General features: G+C 71.9%; 15 protein-coding genes. 3 read left to right on the plus strand and 12 right to left on the minus strand.

Features of this window, described 5'->3' with window-relative positions:
* Nucleotides 1–518: 518 nt before the first annotated feature.
* Together gmk and K8638_RS26365 are read right to left on the minus strand one after the other, a co-directional pair.
* Complete coding sequence (gene gmk, locus K8638_RS26360) at nt 519–1,148, minus strand: guanylate kinase (protein WP_223757392.1); 630 nt, start codon at nt 1,146–1,148, stop codon at nt 519–521.
* A complete protein-coding gene (locus K8638_RS26365) occupies nt 1,145–2,023 on the minus strand; it encodes a YicC/YloC family endoribonuclease (RefSeq protein WP_223757393.1) in 879 nt (292 codons plus the stop codon). Before K8638_RS26365 ends, gmk begins: the two co-directional genes overlap by 4 nt.
* An 83-nt stretch (nt 2,024–2,106) precedes the next feature.
* Here K8638_RS26365 and K8638_RS26370 point away from each other — a divergent pair, with 83 nt between their 5' ends.
* Nucleotides 2,107–3,207, plus strand: a complete 1,101-nt coding sequence (locus K8638_RS26370; RefSeq protein WP_223757394.1) for a glycosyltransferase family 9 protein — start codon at nt 2,107–2,109, stop codon at nt 3,205–3,207.
* On the opposite strand, the gene K8638_RS45305 is transcribed toward K8638_RS26370, so the two are convergent.
* The 10 genes from K8638_RS45305 to K8638_RS26415 form a co-directional block, all read right to left on the minus strand.
* Nucleotides 3,170–3,355, minus strand: coding sequence for a Trm112 family protein (locus K8638_RS45305; protein ID WP_370644114.1), 186 nt, complete (start codon nt 3,353–3,355; stop codon nt 3,170–3,172). The genes K8638_RS26370 and K8638_RS45305 overlap by 38 nt on opposite strands.
* A 3-nt stretch (nt 3,356–3,358) precedes the next feature.
* The gene (locus K8638_RS26375; protein WP_223757395.1) at nt 3,359–3,847 is read right to left on the minus strand and encodes an adenylyltransferase/cytidyltransferase family protein; all 489 of its coding nucleotides are present in this window, start codon (nt 3,845–3,847) and stop codon (nt 3,359–3,361) included.
* Nucleotides 3,844–4,857, minus strand: coding sequence for a bifunctional heptose 7-phosphate kinase/heptose 1-phosphate adenyltransferase (locus tag K8638_RS26380; RefSeq protein ID WP_223757396.1), 1,014 nt, complete (start codon nt 4,855–4,857; stop codon nt 3,844–3,846). Before K8638_RS26380 ends, K8638_RS26375 begins: the two co-directional genes overlap by 4 nt.
* A 31-nt stretch (nt 4,858–4,888) precedes the next feature.
* Nucleotides 4,889–6,100: a tetraacyldisaccharide 4'-kinase gene (gene lpxK, locus K8638_RS26385; protein WP_223757397.1), complete on the minus strand. Its 1,212-nt coding sequence runs from the start codon at nt 6,098–6,100 to the stop codon at nt 4,889–4,891.
* Nucleotides 6,097–7,125, minus strand: coding sequence for a glycosyltransferase (locus K8638_RS26390; RefSeq protein WP_223757398.1), 1,029 nt, complete (start codon nt 7,123–7,125; stop codon nt 6,097–6,099). The genes lpxK and K8638_RS26390 overlap by 4 nt, the downstream gene beginning before the upstream one ends.
* 4 nt (nt 7,126–7,129) lie before the next feature.
* A complete protein-coding gene (locus K8638_RS26395; RefSeq protein WP_223757399.1) occupies nt 7,130–8,137 on the minus strand; it encodes a glycosyltransferase family 4 protein in 1,008 nt (335 codons plus the stop codon).
* Nucleotides 8,134–9,417: a 3-deoxy-D-manno-octulosonic acid transferase gene (locus K8638_RS26400; RefSeq protein WP_223757400.1), complete on the minus strand. Its 1,284-nt coding sequence runs from the start codon at nt 9,415–9,417 to the stop codon at nt 8,134–8,136. Before K8638_RS26400 ends, K8638_RS26395 begins: the two co-directional genes overlap by 4 nt.
* Before the next feature lie 21 nt (nt 9,418–9,438).
* Complete coding sequence (locus K8638_RS26405) at nt 9,439–10,608, minus strand: PHP domain-containing protein (protein ID WP_223757401.1); 1,170 nt, start codon at nt 10,606–10,608, stop codon at nt 9,439–9,441.
* A gap of 133 nt (nt 10,609–10,741) precedes the next feature.
* Complete coding sequence (locus tag K8638_RS26410; protein WP_223757402.1) at nt 10,742–12,526, minus strand: ABC transporter ATP-binding protein; 1,785 nt, start codon at nt 12,524–12,526, stop codon at nt 10,742–10,744.
* Entirely contained in the window at nt 12,527–14,410 is a 1,884-nt protein-coding gene (locus K8638_RS26415; RefSeq protein WP_223757403.1) for a DUF4388 domain-containing protein, read from the minus strand.
* A gap of 58 nt (nt 14,411–14,468) precedes the next feature.
* Between K8638_RS26415 and lpxB the strand changes: the two genes are divergently transcribed.
* Together lpxB and K8638_RS26425 are read left to right on the plus strand one after the other, a co-directional pair.
* Nucleotides 14,469–15,620: a lipid-A-disaccharide synthase gene (gene lpxB / locus K8638_RS26420; RefSeq protein WP_223757404.1), complete on the plus strand. Its 1,152-nt coding sequence runs from the start codon at nt 14,469–14,471 to the stop codon at nt 15,618–15,620.
* 18 nt (nt 15,621–15,638) lie between these two features.
* Nucleotides 15,639–16,343, plus strand: coding sequence for a polyprenol monophosphomannose synthase (locus tag K8638_RS26425; protein WP_223757405.1), 705 nt, complete (start codon nt 15,639–15,641; stop codon nt 16,341–16,343).
* Nucleotides 16,344–16,351: the final 8 nt, after the last annotated feature.

Below are 16,351 nucleotides of genomic sequence, written 5' to 3' on the forward strand. Positions count from 1 at the left end.
CTTCGTTGACTTTCCCGACCGAGTCGCCCGTTCAACTTCTTCCCGGGCTTTCCCTTCGTCGGGGTCGCGGCTTCTACCACCACCGCGTCTTCTGTCAACCTGCTGTGTTGACCGCCGTATTCTGAATTTCGTTTGCTGCTGCCTCGCCTCTGAAGTTCCTTCCGCGCCAGTGCGCGGGCTTCGGTGCGAGGGGCGCGGCTTCTACCACCACCGCGTCTTGAGTCAACCGCTTCGATCGACTCTTTCTTCCGTCCAACCCAACCCCCGGCTCCACCTCCTCATGAGGCGGCTGCCCACTCCATCCACCACCACGCCCGCCGGTTTTGCATCACCTCTTTGACGACCATCTAAGAAGCCTTCCGCGAAGTGTCAACCAGGTGACGCCCGCGTGTCGCCGTGAGGTGAGGCGGCTTATCCTCCAACTGACCTGGCGGCGCAAGAAGTTTGCTTCTCGTCACTCGCGCCGTCCGGGTGATGGGGGAAACCACCCTCCCCCGCCGGACCATTCCCGCGGGATTTCAGCTCTCGACGCCCAGCCCCAGCTTCGAGACGTCCACCCGACCGCGCCGGCAGCGCTCGGCCACCACCACCGAGCGGAGCTCGCTGTAGGCGCGCTCGAAGTCGTCGTTCACGACGATGTAGTCGTACGACGCGATTCCCCGCTCCATCTCCGAGCGAGCGGCCAGCATCCGGCGGCGGATGGTCTCGTCCGAGTCCGTCTGACGATCCCGGAGGCGCCGCTCCAGCTCCTCCATGGAGGGAGGGAGCACGAAGATGGTCACCGCATCAGGGTGCTTGCGCTTGATCGCCTGCCCGCCCTGCACGTCGATGTCGAAGATGGCCACGCTCTTCCGGGCGCGGGCCTCGTCCACCACGGATTGGAGGCTGCCGTAGAAGTGGCTGTGGACCTCGGCCCACTCGACGAACTCGCCCCGTTCAATCTTCTGCTGGAAGGTGGCGACGTCCACGAAGTGGTAGTCCACCCCCTCGCGCTCCTTCCCGCGGGGCCGCCGGGTGGTGACGCTGATGGAGAAGACCGCATCCGGCGTGTCCTTGAGGAGCCGGTGGGCAAGGGTGGTCTTTCCCGCCCCGGAAGGGGCGGAGAGGACGAGCAACAAACCAGGCTGGAGCACGTTGGGCGCGTTCATTCGACGTTCTGTACCTGTTCGCGGATGCGCTCGACCTCGGCCTTCATCGAGACCACGCGCGCGGAGATCTCCGCGTGCTGGCTCTTGGAGCCGGTCGTGTTCACCTCGCGGTGCATCTCCTGCACGAGGAAATCCATTCGGCGGCCGGCAGGCTCGCTGCTGGCCATGAGGGCTCGGAACTGCTCGAGGTGGCTCGCCAGGCGGGTGACCTCCTCGGCGATGTCCGTGCGCTCGGCGAAGAGGGCCACCTCCTGCGCGAGCCGCTGCGGGTCCACCGCCACTCCGCGCGCGAGCTCGGCGATACGGTCCGTGAGCCGCTGCTGGTATTCCTGCACGGCGCGCGGCGCGAGCTGCGCCACCTCGCGGCTCCAGCCCTCCAGCAGCTTCAGCCGGGCGTCGAGGTCCGCGTGGATGGCCTCGCCCTCGACGAGGCGCATCTTCTCCAGCGCAGTGAGGGCCTGTTCGAGCGCGGCCTGCAGCGCCGGGGTGGCGGACTCCAGGTCGACGCCCTTCTCCTCCAGGCGGACGACCCCGGGCTGGTTGGCCACCTGTGACCAGGCCACGTCGCCCGGCAGGCCCAGCTCCTTGGCCAGCTCACGGAAGGCGCGCACGTACTCTCGCGCCAGGCCCATGTCCACCGTGGGCACCGTCCCGGAGGCGGTGGAGGCCTGCCGCTTCACCAGCAGCTCCACCGAGCCACGGGCCAGCCGGTCCTTCACCTGCTTCGTCACCACGGGCTCCAGTGACGCGAGCTCGCGGGGCAGGCGTGCCTTCACCTCGCAAAACTTGTGGTTGAGCGAGCGCAGCTCGACGGAGACCTCTTCGTCCCCCACGCGCGCGCGGCCCGCTCCAAACCCGGTCATGCTCTTCAGCATTGGGCGGTTGCTAGGGGCTTTCCGCCCTCAGGTCAAGCCGCGTGCTTGCACCGCATCTGATTCTGTGTAGGGTCCGCCGCGAGATGTCCTGGCACAAGCGGCTCGAGTTGTGGGCGAAGCTGGCGCTGGCGCTCGTGGCGTCCGCCCTCTTCTGGCGCCCCGGCCGTCGTCGCCGTCCTGGGAGTTCCCTGCCCGTCCCCCGGAAGGTGCTGCTCGTGCGGCCCGACAACCGAGTGGGCGAGGCGCTCCTCACCACCCCCCTGATGCGCACCCTCAAGGCCCACGTCCACCCCGCCCCCGAGGTGCATGTGCTCGTGCACGCCAAGGTGGCGCGCGTGCTGGCGGGCCATCCGGACGCGGACGCGGTCATCGCTTTCGACCGGCGCCGGCTCTGGATGGGGCCGCTGGCGCCCGGCATCCGCGCCCTCCGCCGCGCGCGCTACGACGTGGTGGTGGACTGCGCCAACTGGGAGTCCCCCTCCGTGACGAGCGCGCTCGTGTCCCGGATGGCCGGTCCCCATGCGGTGGTGCTCGGCCCGGCCGTGTGGCCGGTGTCCCACCTCCACTCGCTGCCGGTGCCGGCCCGGACGGACACCCGGAACGAGGCCGTGCAGCGCACGCACCTGCTCACGCCCCTCACGGGTGGCGCGGTGGCACGCGGGCTGTCCTTCCGGGAGCCGGCCGTGGGCCCCGCCATCCGCGCCTATCTCGAGGCGGGCACCGGCACGGCGTTCGCGGTCATCAACCCTGGCGGCCGGCTGGGGCCCCGGCGGATTCCGCCCCAGGCCTTCGCCGCAGCCGCCCGCACGCTGCTGGAATTGGGGCGTGTCCCCATCGTCACCTGGGGCCCGGGCGAGGAGGAGCTCGCCCGCTCCGTGGTGGACGCCGCGCCCGGGGCCCGGCTCGCTCCCGCGACCAACCTGGACGAACTGGCCGCGCTCATGCGCGCCGCCGGCCTCACCGTGTGCAACAACACCGGCCCCATGCACCTGTCGGTGGCCGTGGGCGCCCCCACCCTGGCCTTCTTCCTTCGCATGGACATGGAGCGCTGGGGCCACGCCTACGCGCCCCACCGCATGGTGGACCTCACCTCGCTCGTGGATGGCGCGGGCGGCGAGGGGCTGGACGCGCGGGCGTCCGAGGAGGTCAGGACCTTCGCAGCCGCACTTCCCGCTCGGGAATGAGCCGCGGGATTCCGTCCTCCACGGGCCACGCGCAGTGGCAACGCGCGCAGCGGACCTCGGTGCGGGTCTCCTCCTCGTGCACCGTGAGCGGGCCCTTGCAGCGGGGGCAGCCCAGCACGTCTCTCAGCACCGCATCCAGGGGGGGCACGGGCTACTTCGTGCCCTCGCGGCCGAGGCGCCGGGCGAGGTCCGTGGTGCTGTGGTCCTTCGGGTCGCCGGACACCGCCGTGCGCCCGCCGTAGGCACGTACCTCGTCGGCCTCGGGGATGCTGTCCGGCGTGTAGTCCGTGCCCTTCACGTGCACGTCCGGCTTGAGCGCGCGGATGATGCCGCGCACGTTGGGCTCGTCGAAGACGATGACCCGGTCGGTGCAGGCGAGCGCGGCGACGAGCTCGGCCCGCTCGTTCTCGGGGATGTACGGGCGCCCGGGCCCCTTGTAGGCCCGCGTGGACGCGTCCGAGTTCACCGCCACCACCAGCACGTCCGCCAGCGCCCGCGCGCCCTCCAGGTAGCGCACGTGCCCCACGTGCAGCAGGTCGAAGACGCCGTTGGCCAGCGCCACCGTGCGCCCCTCGGCGCGCCAGCGTTCGCGCTCCTCCGCCACCTTCGCGAGCGGCTGGAGCTTGTCCAGGGTGTTCATCGTGCGCTCCGCAGCTCTTCGAGCAGCTCGTCCCGCGACACCGTCGCGGTGCCCGGTTTCTGCACCACCAGCGAGCCGGCCACGTTCGCCAGCCGCGCCGCCTCGCCGAACGAGGCTCCCGCCGCCAGCGCCAGCGAGAAGGTGGCAATCACCGTGTCTCCCGCGCCCGTCACGTCCACCGCCGCCTTCGCGCCATGCACGGGGATGTGGTCCACCCCACCCTCCGCGTCGAAGAGCGACATGCCGTGCCGGCCCCGCGTCACCAGCAGCGCGCGGCATCCCAGCCTGCGCACCGCCGTCCGCCCCGCCTCCAGCAGGTCCTCCTCCGAGCGCACCGGCCGCCCGGCGAGTGCCTCCAGCTCCGGCTCATTGGGCTTGCACACCGTCAGGCCCACGAAGGAGGACAGCGCATAGCGGCTGTCCACGCACACCGTCAGGCCATCCGCCGCCAGCCGCCGGAGGACTTCGCGCACCTCTTCCCCCAGCACGCCCGCGCCGTAGTCGGACACCACCACCGCGTCCGCGTCGCGCGCCGCCTCCTCCACGTGCTTCGCCAGCGCCTTGCGCATGCGCGGAGGCAGCACGCCACGCTGGCCCCTGTCCAACCGGAGCATCTGCTGGCGCGTGGTGCTCACCCCGCCCGCGAGGATGCGCGTCTTCGTCTCCGTCTCGATGCCGCGGCCGCTCACCGCGTGCAGGCGGATGCCGGCGTCCGCGAACAGCCGGCGCAGCGCCGCTCCCATCTCGTCCGCGCCCAGCGCGCCCACCGCCGTCACCTGCCCGGAGAGCGCCCGGACGTTGGCCGCCACATTGGCACCGCCGCCCAGCTTCACCTCGGCGGACTCGTAGCGGACGATGAGCACCGGCGCCTCGCGGCTCACCCGGTCCGTCTGTCCGTAGATGTAGTGGTCGGCGACCAGGTCCCCCACCAGCAGCACCCGGCGGCGCGCGAAGGCGAGCGGAAGGCGCGAGGGCGAAGGCAACGAGCGAGCGGGCGAGACTGCGGCCATGGCGGCGGTTTGTCCCACAGGCACCCGCGCCTCACAAGTCGCGCGATACGTCCGCCAGCCCGAGCGCCCGCCGCAGGTGGGATTCGCCCTCCAGGACCTCCACCCCCAGCCGCACCACCCACGCCGCGAAGCCGGGGGGCAGGCGCACCGCGTCCTTCTCCGTCGTCACCACCCGTGCGCCCTGGCGGGCCGCTCGGGCCTCCACGTCCCGGAGTTCCTCCGCCGTGAAGCGGTGGTGGTCCGGGAAGAGGGCCGCGTCGCGGACCTCTGTGCCGAGGGACTGCAAGGTCCTCAGGAAGCCCCCCGGCCGGGCAAGCCCCGCGAGCGCGAGGACGGGCTGACCCGCCAGCGCGTCCACCGGGAGAAACTGGCCGGACGGGTCCACCCACCCCGTGGGGCGGTAGCGCGTGCGCACGCGGGGGACGGAGGGCTCCGGTGGAAGGAACGTTCCTTCCACGGCCCCCGACATGTCCATGACTTCGGGAGCCCGAGAGTGCATGTGCGCATGGGGGGACTCGGGCATGGCAGCCGGTGAGCCCGCGAGCGCGGGGGCTTGGGGCGCTCGCGCCGCTCCGGATGGAGCCGGGGCCACGCGAACCCAGAACAGCGTGGCGCGGCGCAGTGATGAGCGCGGCTCGCGCAGCGGCCCCCGCGGGAGCATGTGGCCATTGCCCAGCCCCACCGCTTCGTCCACCACGACGATGTCCTGGTCGCGCGCGAGCCTCCGGTGCTGGAAGCCATCGTCGAGCAGCACCGTGTCCACACCAAACTCATCTCGTGCCCGGTATGCCCCGGCCACACGGTCCGCTCCCACGAAGAGGCGGACCTGGGGGCACCGGCGTGCGAGCAGCAACGGCTCGTCGCCCGCGTCCTCCACCGAGGGCAGCGGCTCCGAGCCAATGAAGGTCAGCGGCTCACGCGAGGCGCGACCGTAGCCTCGCGTGAGGATGCCCACCTTGCGCCCCTCTCGCACCAGCAGTTCCGCGAGATGGAGCACCGCCGGCGTCTTCCCCGTACCACCCACGTTGAGGTTGCCCACGGAGATGACGCGCAGGCCCTCCGCGCGCTCGGCACGCAGCAGGCCCGAATCGTAGAGAGCGCCTCGCAGGCGCACCGCCGCGCCATAGGTCCATGACACCGCCGTCAGCGGTGATAGGAGCACGCGGCGGCCCCAGGGCTCGGGCTCCGAGGGGTAGAAGACCCTCTCGATGGCCGTGGGGGCTTCGGGAGAGGACGGGCTCACCGGGAGCGCCTCGCGCGCTCGTAGAGGGTGAGCATGTCACCCGCGATTCGCGCATTTGTCGGGTGTGCCACCGGCGCACGCTGCCCGGATAGCGCGGCGGACACCACCGCCTCCGGCGTCGGCGACGCCACTCGCGCATCCGCAAGGTCCGGCAGCGCGCCCTCCTCCACCGCCACCACCCTCACGCCACACGCCCGCGCCTGCGCCGCCGCCCTCGCGCTCCAGTCGTTCCCCAGCCCCAGCAACCACACCTCGTCCAGCGCCTGGAGCCAGCGCACGAAGGCGTCTCCCTGCTGGTAGCCCGCGAAGGTGACGGCCTCCTCCAGGCCACGCTCCGCCACCTGCCGCCGCGTTGCCTCCAGCAACGCCCCATCTCCCACGAGGACGAGGCGCGCCTCCGGCCGCTGCTTCCGGTACAGGGCAAAGGCCTCCACTCCCACCGAGTGCCTCCGCGAGGGCTGGAAGGTGGAGACCATGCCCAGCAATGGCGCCCCCGTGAGCCCCAGCTCCCCGCGCAGCGCCTGACGGTCCGCGGCGGGGTGGAACCGGGGGTCCACCAGTGCCGGCAGGACCTCGACGGTCCTCCCCTGCTCTCGAAGGCGGGGCACCAGACTGCTCGCCGGCACCGTGTACGCGTCCGCCGCCGGCAGGGAGGCCCTCAGCGAGCGGGGCGCATGGAGCGAGCGGACCAGCACCGCGCCTCGGGGCCGGCCCCACCGCGCCAGCAGGTGGTCGTGGCTGAAGTGCGAGTGCACCACGTCCACCTCCCGCGCTCGCAGCCGGCGCAGGTCCGTCCACATCTTCCACGGGGGCGACTTCACCGATAGCTCCAGGCCGCCCTCGTCCAGCAACCCCAATTCCCGGAAGCGCGGCACCGCGGGCTCCTCCGCCGGCACGTCCTTGCGCCGCCGGTCCACGGCCACCGTCACCTCATGCCCGGCTTCCCGCTGCGCCAGCGCCAGCAGCGCCACGTTCTCCGCGGGGCCGCTGAAGAAGGGGCTCGCCAGCAGGTGGAGGATGCGCATCCGCTCACCGCCCCACGAGCGCGCGGTACAGGTCTCCCAGCGCCCGCGCCTCGTGCTCCACACCACACCGGCGCCGCGCCTCCTCGGCCGCGTTGCGCCCCACCTCGCGCGCCCGCTCCGGCTCCCGCATCAACATCGCCAGCAGCTCGCGCAGCGCCTTCACGTCCCCGGGCTCGAAGAAGAAGCCCGTGCGCCCATGCTCGATGAGCGTGTCCAGGTACGGCAACCTCGACGCCACCACGCAGCAGCCCGACGCCATCGCCTCCACGTGCACCAGCGAGTAGCCCTCCGCGTAGGACGGGTGCACCAGCACCGTCAGCCCCTGGTACCAGGGCTCGATGACCGACTGCTCGCCCGCCAGCGACACCCGGTCCTCCATGCCCGCCCGCAGCCCGTTCACCCAGTCCAGGTCCGCGCCCTTCGCCAGTCCCACCAGCACCGCGTGCCACTCGGGGTGCTCGGGCAGCAGCGGGCGCACGGCCTCCAGGAAATCGCCCTGTCCCTTCTCCTTCCGGATGCGCCCGATGACGCCCACACCGAAGCGCCCGCCCTGACCGAGCCGGCGCCACGCCTCGTCCCGGTCCTCGGGCGGGTGGAACCGTGTCAGGTCGATGCCGTGCGAGATGACCGTCGAGGGCAGCGCGATGACCTCCGCCACCTGCTTCGTCAGCGACACGAGCGCGTCCGCCCCTCGGGCGATGAAGCGCGTGAAGCCGCTCGGCGCCATGGACGTGTGCCTCGTGAAGACGAGCCGCACGTCTCGGCCCAGCAGCTTCAGCACCATGCCCGCCAAAAGCTCGTTGTTCCGGTGCGCGTGCCACACCACCGGCTCCGTGCGGGCGCGGCGAAGCAGCTCGGGCCAGGTGATTCTCGGCAGCCCCTCACTCAGCCCCGAGCCGATGACCCGCGTCTCCGAGCCCGTGTCCCGCACGAGCGCGGGCACCACCGACTCCACGTGGCGCGTCACCCCCGTGTACCGCTTGTGGAAGTGCGGATGGATGATGAGCGTCATCGCGGGTCCGGCCTCCCGTGGGGAAAAAGCGTCGTCATCGCTTCCACGTTCCTCTCACTGGCCCCGGAGATGCGCCGCACCGTCGCCTGGGCCTGCTCGCCCAGCCCCGCGAGCCGCTCCGGGTCCGCGAGCAGCTCCACGAGCGCCGAATGCAGGGCCTCGCCGTCCGAAGCCTGGAGCCCGCCCTGCCCCGTCAGCAGCTCCACGCTGTCCCGGAAGTTGTCCATGTGCGGCCCGTAGAGCACCGGCTTCCCCTGCCCCGCCGGCTCCAGGATGTTCTGCCCGCCCCGCTTCGTGAACGAGCCCCCCACGAACACCACCGCCGCCAGCCGGTAGGCCCTCGACAGCTCGCCAATCGTGTCCAGCACCACCACCTGCCCCCGCTCTGGATTGCCCTTCGAGCGCAGTCCCACGCTCAGCCCCGCCTCGCGCGCCAGCGTCACGATGCGCGCAGCCCGGTCCACGTACCTGGGCGCAATCACCAGCCGCAGGTCCGGCCACCGCTCCAGCAGCCGCCGGTACACGCCCAGCAGCACCTCCTCCTCGCCCTCGTGCGTGCTCCCGGCAATCCAGACGCGTGCTCCCGGCTCCAGGCCCAGCGCGGCGCGCAGTGTCTCGTCCTCGCGCGAGGGACCGCCCACCAGGGAGTCGAACTTCGTGTTGCCGGTGACCTGCACCCACTCCGGCCGCGCGCCCAGGCTCCTTGCCCGCCCGGCCTCCTCTTCCGTCCGCATCAGCAGCAGGTCCAGCTCCTTCAGCGGGTTGCCGATGAGCTTGAAGAGCCAGCGGTACTTCCCCAGGTTCGCCGGGGAGAACCGCCCGTTCGTCATCACCACGCGCGCCCCACCCCGCTTCGCCGCGTGGATGAGGTTGGGCCAGAGCTCCGTGTACTCCAGCACCAGCACGTCCGGGCGGATGGCCCGCACCGCCCGGCGCGTCGCACCCCAGAGGTCGTAGGGCACGTACACCACCCCGTCGATGTCCTTCGCCAGCCGGCCCTTCGCCATCGCGTAGCCGCTGTCCGTCATCGTCGACAGGATGAGCTGACACCCCGGGAAGCGCGCCCGCAGCGGAGCGAACATCGGCGACAGCGCCAGCAGGTCTCCCGCGCTCGCGCCGTGGAGCCAGAGCACAGGGCCGTCGCCGCGCGCGGGCAGGCTCCCAGGGCCGTAGAAGCCCAGCCGCTCCTTCAGCCCATGGCGCGTCTTCCGGTGCAGGGACAGCACCGGGAACAGGAGCGCGAAGAGCACATAACTGGCGAGGATGTACAGGAGGCGCATGGACGGCTCCCGCGCCCTCTATCAGATGCCCGGCCCGCGGGGCAGCACACGCACGGGGCCCGGCACAATCCAGGGCCGCCACTCCGTCCCGAGGAAGCGCCCCGGCCCACGGGCCCACACCTCCACCTGCACCACCCCCGCCCCCGTCAGCTCCACGGACCTCCCGTCCGGAAGCAGACGCCCGTCCCCCCACACCTCCACCCGCACCGAGCCCTCCTCCGGACTCCCAGGCACATGGACCCGCAGCACGTCTCCGACGCGAGCCTCACGGCGCTCCGGCTCCACCCCCTCCAGCGCGAAGCCCGCCGGCTCGCCCAGCGCCCGGAAGGCGCACACCGCGCGTCCGCTTCCCAACGCCCGAGCGACGCGGGCCGCCGCCTCGCCCGCGTCCTGGGGAAGCGGCGACGGCACCAGCTCCGGCGGCAGGTACATGGCCATGGACTCGAACACCGCCTGGTAGGAGGGCAGCCCGTGGGCGTCATGCGCGCAGAGCGCCACCCGGGGCCGCTCGCGCGACAGTTCCATGAAGCGCTCGGCCGGCCCGGGCTCCGGAGACACCATCAGCATCACCCCGTGCCCCGGGTTGCCCAGGTACGCCCCCACCGTGGGCAACAGCCGGCTCACCGGACGGCTCGCCGCCTGACGGAAGAAGGTGTCCGCCGAGTACAGCTCGAAGCCCGGCACCTCACGGGCGCTCGCGTCGTCCGTCCAGGGGTTGCGCTCCTGCACCGGGTGCGCGAGCACCGACGTGCCCCCCGCCGCCGCCACCGCCTTCACCGCGTCCGCCGGCGGCATCCACTGGCGCATGCCCTCCAGCGGCCGCTCCATGCCGAACGCGGCCAGGTGCCCCGCGGACGTGGAGATCTCCACTCCCGGCACCAGCAGCACGCCCTCCACCCAGGCCGGCGCGGGCGGCGTGAAGTCGTTGTGGTCGGTGAGCACCACGAAGTCCAGGCCCGCCGCCTTCGCCGCGCGAGCCACCTCCCGAGGCGTGCCCTCCCCGTCCGAGCGCGTGGTGTGCACGTGGTACGCGCCACGCACCCACGTGGGCGCCCCGGCCTTCGGCGGCACCACCGGATAGCGGGCGCAGGAGGCCGGCAGGGCGAAGACGCCCGCCACCCCGAAGAGCAGCAGGCCCATGCCCAGCACCGCCTGGAGTGTCTTGGCCAATACCGTCCGCACCCGGCTCATTCCCTGCCTCATTCAATGAAGCCCGGTGCGCGCATCCCGCCGGCACCTCGCCGCGCGGGGCAACCCTGGCCTCGGACTCCACCGTACCCTGCCGGGCCCGCCCCGCCATTCGCAATTCAATGGCGGCTCGGGCTCACGCCGCGCCCCGCTCGGTGGGGCCCTCGGTCTGCATCTTCCACAGCGCCTCGTAGCGGCCGCCCTTCTGGAGCAGCTCCGCATGCGTGCCGCTCTCCACCACCCGACCCGCCTCCATCACGTGGAGCACGTCCGCGTTCACCACCGTGGACAGCCGGTGCGCAATCACCAACGCCGTGCGCCCCGGCAGCACCGCCGCCAGCGCCGCCTGCACCTCGCGCTCGCTCTCCGGGTCCAGGCTGCTCGTCGCCTCGTCCAGCACCAGCACCCGTGCCCGGGCCAGCACCGCGCGGGCGATGCACAGCCGCTGCCGCTGGCCGCCGCTCAGCGTCACGCCCCGCTCGCCGATGAGCGTGTCGTAGCCCTCCGGCATCGCGCGGATGAAGCCGTCCGCGTGCGCCACCTTCGCCGCCGCCTCCACCTCTTCCCGCGTGGCGTCCGGCCGCGAATAGCGCAGGTTGTCCAGCACCGTGCCCTGGAACAGCAGCGGCTCCTGTGTCACCAGCGCGAACTGCTCGCGCACGCTCGCCGCCGTGTACCGGTCCGCGTCCACCCCATCCAGCAGGAGCTGCCCCTTCTGGGGCCGCTCGAAGCGCAGCAGCAGCGACGTCACCGTGCTCTTGCCCCCGCCGCTGCCTCCCACCAGCGCCGTCACCTGTCCCGCCTTCAGCTCCACCGTCAGGCCGTCCAGCGCCCGGCGCTCGCCATAGGAGAAGCGCACGTTCTCCAGCACGATGCTCCGGGACAGCGGCGGCGCCGGCACCGCGTCCGGCGCGTCCTCCACCGGGTGCTTCAAGTCCAGCAGCGCGAAGAGACGCTCACCCGCCGCGCCCGCCTGCACCGCGAACTGCGTCACCCGGCCCAGCTCCTTCACCGGCTGGTACACCAGGATGACCGCCGTCAGCAGCGACAGCAGCGCCTCCGGCTCCATCAGCCGCACGCTCGCCGCGAAGGCCAGCGCGCCCGCCAGCGCCGCCGCCGCCAGCACCTCCATCAAGCCCGGCACCGCGCCCCGCGCCCACGCCGCGCTCACCACCGCCTTCTCGTGCGCCCGCGCATGGGCCGCGAAGCGGGCCAGCTCCGCCTCCTGCCCGTTGAAGGCCTGGATGGTCCGCAGGCCCCCCAGCCCCTCGTGGAGCTGCCCCGCCAGGTTGCCGAGCTGCGTCTGCCCCTCGCGCGTGCGCTTCAGCACCTTGCGCATCAGCCCCGAGGCCGGCAGCGCCGCCAGCGGAATCACCAGCAACATCACCGCGCCCAGCAACGGACTGAGGGAGAGCACCACCCCCGCCAGGATGACGACCTGCACGCTGTCCCGCAGGTACGCGCCCACCGTGTACATGGCCGCGTCGTGCACCGCGTTCACGTCCGAGGAGAAGCGGCTGAGCAAATCGCCCGTCCGCTCGCACGCGAGCTGCGTGGGCGACAGCGCGGTGAGGCGCAGGAACAGCTCACGCCGCACGTCCTTCACCACCCGCTGCGCGAACAGCCCCATGAAATAGAACTGCGTCAGGTACCCCAGGCCCTTCGCCGCGCCCACCACCACCATCACCAGCGGGAAGCCCCACAGCGCCGCCTCGCGCGGCAGGTCCGCCAGCCACGGCACCCGCTGCGCGCTCGCGAAGCCCTCCTGTCCTCCCGACAGCAGGAAGCGCAGCGCCGGCCCCGTCAGGTACGCGTACGCGCCGGTGGCCAGCCCCACCACGCCCATGCCCACGAAGGCCACCGCGAGCACGCCCCAGTGCGGGCGCGCATAGCGCAACAGCCGGAACAGCACCTGCCTCATCTACCGTCCCACCTTGCGCAGCGCCGCCTTGGCGAGCTGGGAGTACGGGTTGTACTCCAGCACCTTCAGCAGCTTCTTCCGCGCCAGCGGCGCGTCTCCCAGGTCCGTGTCGATGATGGCCGCGATGATGTGCAGCCGCTCCACGTACGGCCCCAGCGACAGCGCCTTCTTCAAGACCTTCTGCGCCCTCTGCGCCCTCACCATCAGCGCCCCCGGGGCCGCCATGTACGTGGCCCATGCGAGGAACGCGTAGTACTCCGGCTCGTTCGGGTTGAACGTCACCGCCTCCTCGAACGCGCGCATCGCCGTGGGGAAGTCGCGGCGCTTCATCGCGGCCTCGCCCCGCCGCAGCGCAATCTCCGCGTCCACCACCACCGTGGTGTTCCGCCCCACGTCCAGGCGGCTGAAGAGGTACTGGAGGTACGCCTTGCGCTTCTCCTCCACGCTCAGCACCCGGTACGAGGCCGACAGCTTCTCCTGCACCGACTCGAGCAAGTCCCTCAGGTCGGAGATGTCGAACTCGGCATAGGTGTCCGGATGGAAGCGCATCGCCGTCTCGTGGTACGCGCGTTCCACCGCTTCCGTGTCCGCGGTGATGTCCAGGCCGAGGCTGCCGAAGTAGCTGCGGGTGATGATGCGGACCGCCTCCTCGCGCAGCGAGGCCGCTGTCTCCACCGGGAGCGCCTTGCGCTTGCGCGGGGCAATCCGGTCCGGCAGCACCGCGGTGGACAGCACGTCCGTCCCCGTGGCCACCGGCGTCGGGGAGAACGTCACCCCGCCCGTCAGCTTGAGGAACCACAGCAGCGACACCGCCGTGCCCAGTTCCCCACGCCCGTGCGCCAGCAGGTCCCTGAGGACGATGCGGCCGTTCACCTGCATGGCGATCTTCAGGTCATCCGTGTCCAGCGCCATCGCCTGGAGGTCGCGGCCGAACTCCGCCGAGCGCACCGGGTACTCGCCCAGGTTGCCCCGCAGCGAGGCCGCCATCACCTTCAGCGGGAAGCACCGCCGCGCGCCCGCCAGCACCGGGGCCAGGGGCGGCACCTCCACCGAGGCCACCTCCGCGGTGAACTCGTCCCCCGCGTAGAAGGCATAGCGCCCCTCGCGCATGCCCAGCACCCGCTCCAGCCTGTCCCGGGTGTAGTCGCGTAGCAGCTGCAACAGCTCTTCACCGGCCGCCTCCACGCCCGCGTCCGCCAGCGCCGCGCCGATGCGCAGCCCGGAGCCGAGCGCCTCCACCACCCGCTCCGCCTGCGCGGAGGTCAGCACCTTGCGGTCCAGCAGGTAGCGGGGCAGCGAGTCCGCCTTCGACGAGGAGTCGTAGCTCACCGCCCCGCCGCGCAGGAAGTACACGCGCCGGCTCAAGTCCCGGTGCGCCACCACCAGCACGCCGTCGCGGCGCAGCCGGTAGAGCGAGTGCAGCAGGCCCGGCAGGGGGTAGCCCCTCAGCTCGCCCGAGTTCACCGCGGACCGGGCCAGCGTGGCCGCCAGCCCGGCGGGCGGCACGGCCTGCGCCGCGCGCAGCAGCGTCTCCAGCCGGGGCACCAGCTCCCCCGGCTTGAGCGGGTCCGCCACGTACGCGTTCACCTTGAGGTCCAGCACCGACGCCACCCCGCGCGCCCGGCCCAGGTGGCCCTTGTCGATGGCGACAATCGGCACGCGCCCGCCCTGGCTGTGGCCCCGGATGAGGTGCACCACGTGCGCGCCGTCCACCCGGGGCAGGTCCACCGCCAGCACCACCACCGCCGGGTTGTCCGCCGCGAAGTGCTCCATCGCCGTCACCGCGTCATTCACCGCGCGCACGGTGTACCCGGCCTGGGAGAGCAGGCCCGTCAGGTGCTCCAGCGTGGGGGGATGGCTCTCGGCGAGCAGAAGCGTCTTCAAGGGTGCCTCACTCTACACCTTCATCCGCTCCCGCATCAGGTACGATGCGTGCCCCCTCATGACGCCCCCGCCCCGCATCCTCGTCGTGGCCGGCGAGGCCTCCGGTGACAGCCATGCCGCCGAGCTCGTCGCAGCCCTCCAGGCCCGCCGTCCGGACCTCACCTTCTTCGGCATGGGCGGCTCGCGCCTGGCCGCCCGGGGGGTGGAGCTGCTCTATGACGCCCGCGAGGTGTCCGTCATGGGCATCACCGAGGTGCTCCCCCGCATCCCCCGAATCCTCCAGATTCTGAAGGGATTGGCCAACGCCGCCGCCGAGCGCCGCCCGGACGTCGCCATCCTGGTGGACATCCCGGACTTCAACCTGCGACTGGCGGAGAAGCTCAAGGCGCTGGGAGTGCCGGTCGCCTACTACGTGTCGCCCATGATCTGGGCCTGGCGCCGTGGCCGGGTGCGCACCATCAAGCGGCTGGTGGACCGGATGCTCTGCATCCTCCCCTTCGAGGAGGAATTCTACCGGGACGCCGGGGTGAACGCCCGCTACGTGGGCAGCCCCGTGGTGGAGCAGGTCCCCGCCCCCGCCAGCCCCACCGACTTCCGCCAGCGTCTGGGACTGAACACCGACGCCCCCACGCTCGCGCTGCTGCCCGGCAGCCGGATGAGTGAAATCCGCCGCCTGCTGCCCACCCTGGTGGACGCGGCGAAGCGGCTCTCCACCGAGCGGCCCGGGCTCCAGGTCGTCGTCCCCGTGGCCCCCACCATCCCCCGCGAGGAAATCGTCTCCCGCTTCGAGGGCAGCGGCCTGTCGCCCATCCTCGTGGAGGGACGCGCTCCGGAGGTGGTGGGCGCCAGCGACGCGGCGGTGGTGGCGTCCGGTACCGCCGTACTGGAAGCGGGGCTGATGCAGCGCCCGCTGGTGGTCGTCTACCGGGTGTCCCTCATCACCTACTGGGTGGGACGGCTGATGCTGAAGGTGGCCTTCGTCTCGCTGGTCAACCTGCTGGCGGGCCGGCGCGTGGTGCCGGAGCTGCTCCAGGGGGAGATGACGCCCGAGCGCATCGCCGAGGAGGTCCGCCGGGTGTGGACGCCGGGGGCCCCCCGCGAGGAGATGCTGCGAGGGCTGGCGGAGATGCGCGGCCGCCTGGGGGAGACGGGGGCCGCCACCCGGGCCGCGGAAGCCGTACTGGAGCTGCTGCCCCCGCGCCCCGTTTAGGGTATGTCCGGCCGGGTCATGAATCCTGCCCTGGTCTGCATCCCCACCTACAACGAGCGAGAGAACATCGAGGCCATCGTCCAGGCGGTGCTGAAGGCCGACCCGCGCGTGGACATCCTCGTCGTCGATGACAACTCGCCCGACGGCACGGGGCAGCTCGCGGACGGGCTCGCCGCGAAGGAGCCGCGCGTGCGGGTGCTGCACCGCGAGAAGAAGGAGGGCCTGGGCCGCGCGTACCTCGCCGCCTTCCGCTGGGCGCTGGCCGAGGGCTACACGTACATCCTGGAGATGGACGCGGACTTCAGCCATGACCCGCGCTACCTCCCGGGAATGCTGGACGCGGCCCAGGCGGGCGCGGACCTGGTGCTGGGCTCGCGCTACGTCACCGGCGGCGGCACGGTGAACTGGGGCGTCGGCCGGCAGGTCATCAGCCGCGGCGGCAGCCTCTACGCCCGTACGATTCTGGGCGTGGGCATCCGCGACCTCACCGGCGGCTTCAAGTGCTTCCACCGCCGGGTGCTGGAGTCCATCGACCTGGATTCGGTGAAGAGCACCGGGTACGCGTTCCAGATCGAGCTGACCTACCGCACGCTGAAGAAGGGCTTCACCGTGCGCGAGGTGCCCATCGTCTTCGAGGACCGGCGCGTGGGGCACTCGAAGATGAGCAAGAAGATCTTCGCCGAGGCCCTCACCATGGTGTGGAAGCTGCGCCTCACGGTGTAGCCGGAAGA

This window comes from Myxococcus sp. RHSTA-1-4 (genome assembly GCF_020037125.1).
GTDB lineage: Bacteria > Myxococcota > Myxococcia > Myxococcales > Myxococcaceae > Myxococcus.

What these genes read in the sequence shown, in the direction of transcription:
- gmk (WP_223757392.1), bottom strand. Translation starts at nt 1,148, where the DNA reads ATGAACGCGCCCAACGTGCTCCAGCCTGGTTTGTTGCTCGTCCTCTCC.
- K8638_RS26365 (WP_223757393.1), bottom strand. Translation starts at nt 2,023, where the DNA reads ATGCTGAAGAGCATGACCGGGTTTGGAGCGGGCCGCGCGCGCGTGGGG.
- K8638_RS26370 (WP_223757394.1), top strand. Translation starts at nt 2,107, where the DNA reads ATGTCCTGGCACAAGCGGCTCGAGTTGTGGGCGAAGCTGGCGCTGGCG.
- K8638_RS26375 (WP_223757395.1), bottom strand. Translation starts at nt 3,847, where the DNA reads ATGAACACCCTGGACAAGCTCCAGCCGCTCGCGAAGGTGGCGGAGGAG.
- K8638_RS26380 (WP_223757396.1), bottom strand. Translation starts at nt 4,857, where the DNA reads ATGGCCGCAGTCTCGCCCGCTCGCTCGTTGCCTTCGCCCTCGCGCCTT.
- K8638_RS26390 (WP_223757398.1), bottom strand. Translation starts at nt 7,125, where the DNA reads ATGCGCATCCTCCACCTGCTGGCGAGCCCCTTCTTCAGCGGCCCCGCG.
- K8638_RS26395 (WP_223757399.1), bottom strand. Translation starts at nt 8,137, where the DNA reads ATGACGCTCATCATCCATCCGCACTTCCACAAGCGGTACACGGGGGTG.
- K8638_RS26400 (WP_223757400.1), bottom strand. Translation starts at nt 9,417, where the DNA reads ATGCGCCTCCTGTACATCCTCGCCAGTTATGTGCTCTTCGCGCTCCTG.
- K8638_RS26405 (WP_223757401.1), bottom strand. Translation starts at nt 10,608, where the DNA reads ATGAGCCGGGTGCGGACGGTATTGGCCAAGACACTCCAGGCGGTGCTG.
- K8638_RS26410 (WP_223757402.1), bottom strand. Translation starts at nt 12,526, where the DNA reads ATGAGGCAGGTGCTGTTCCGGCTGTTGCGCTATGCGCGCCCGCACTGG.
- lpxB (WP_223757404.1), top strand. Translation starts at nt 14,469, where the DNA reads ATGACGCCCCCGCCCCGCATCCTCGTCGTGGCCGGCGAGGCCTCCGGT.
- K8638_RS26425 (WP_223757405.1), top strand. Translation starts at nt 15,639, where the DNA reads ATGAATCCTGCCCTGGTCTGCATCCCCACCTACAACGAGCGAGAGAAC.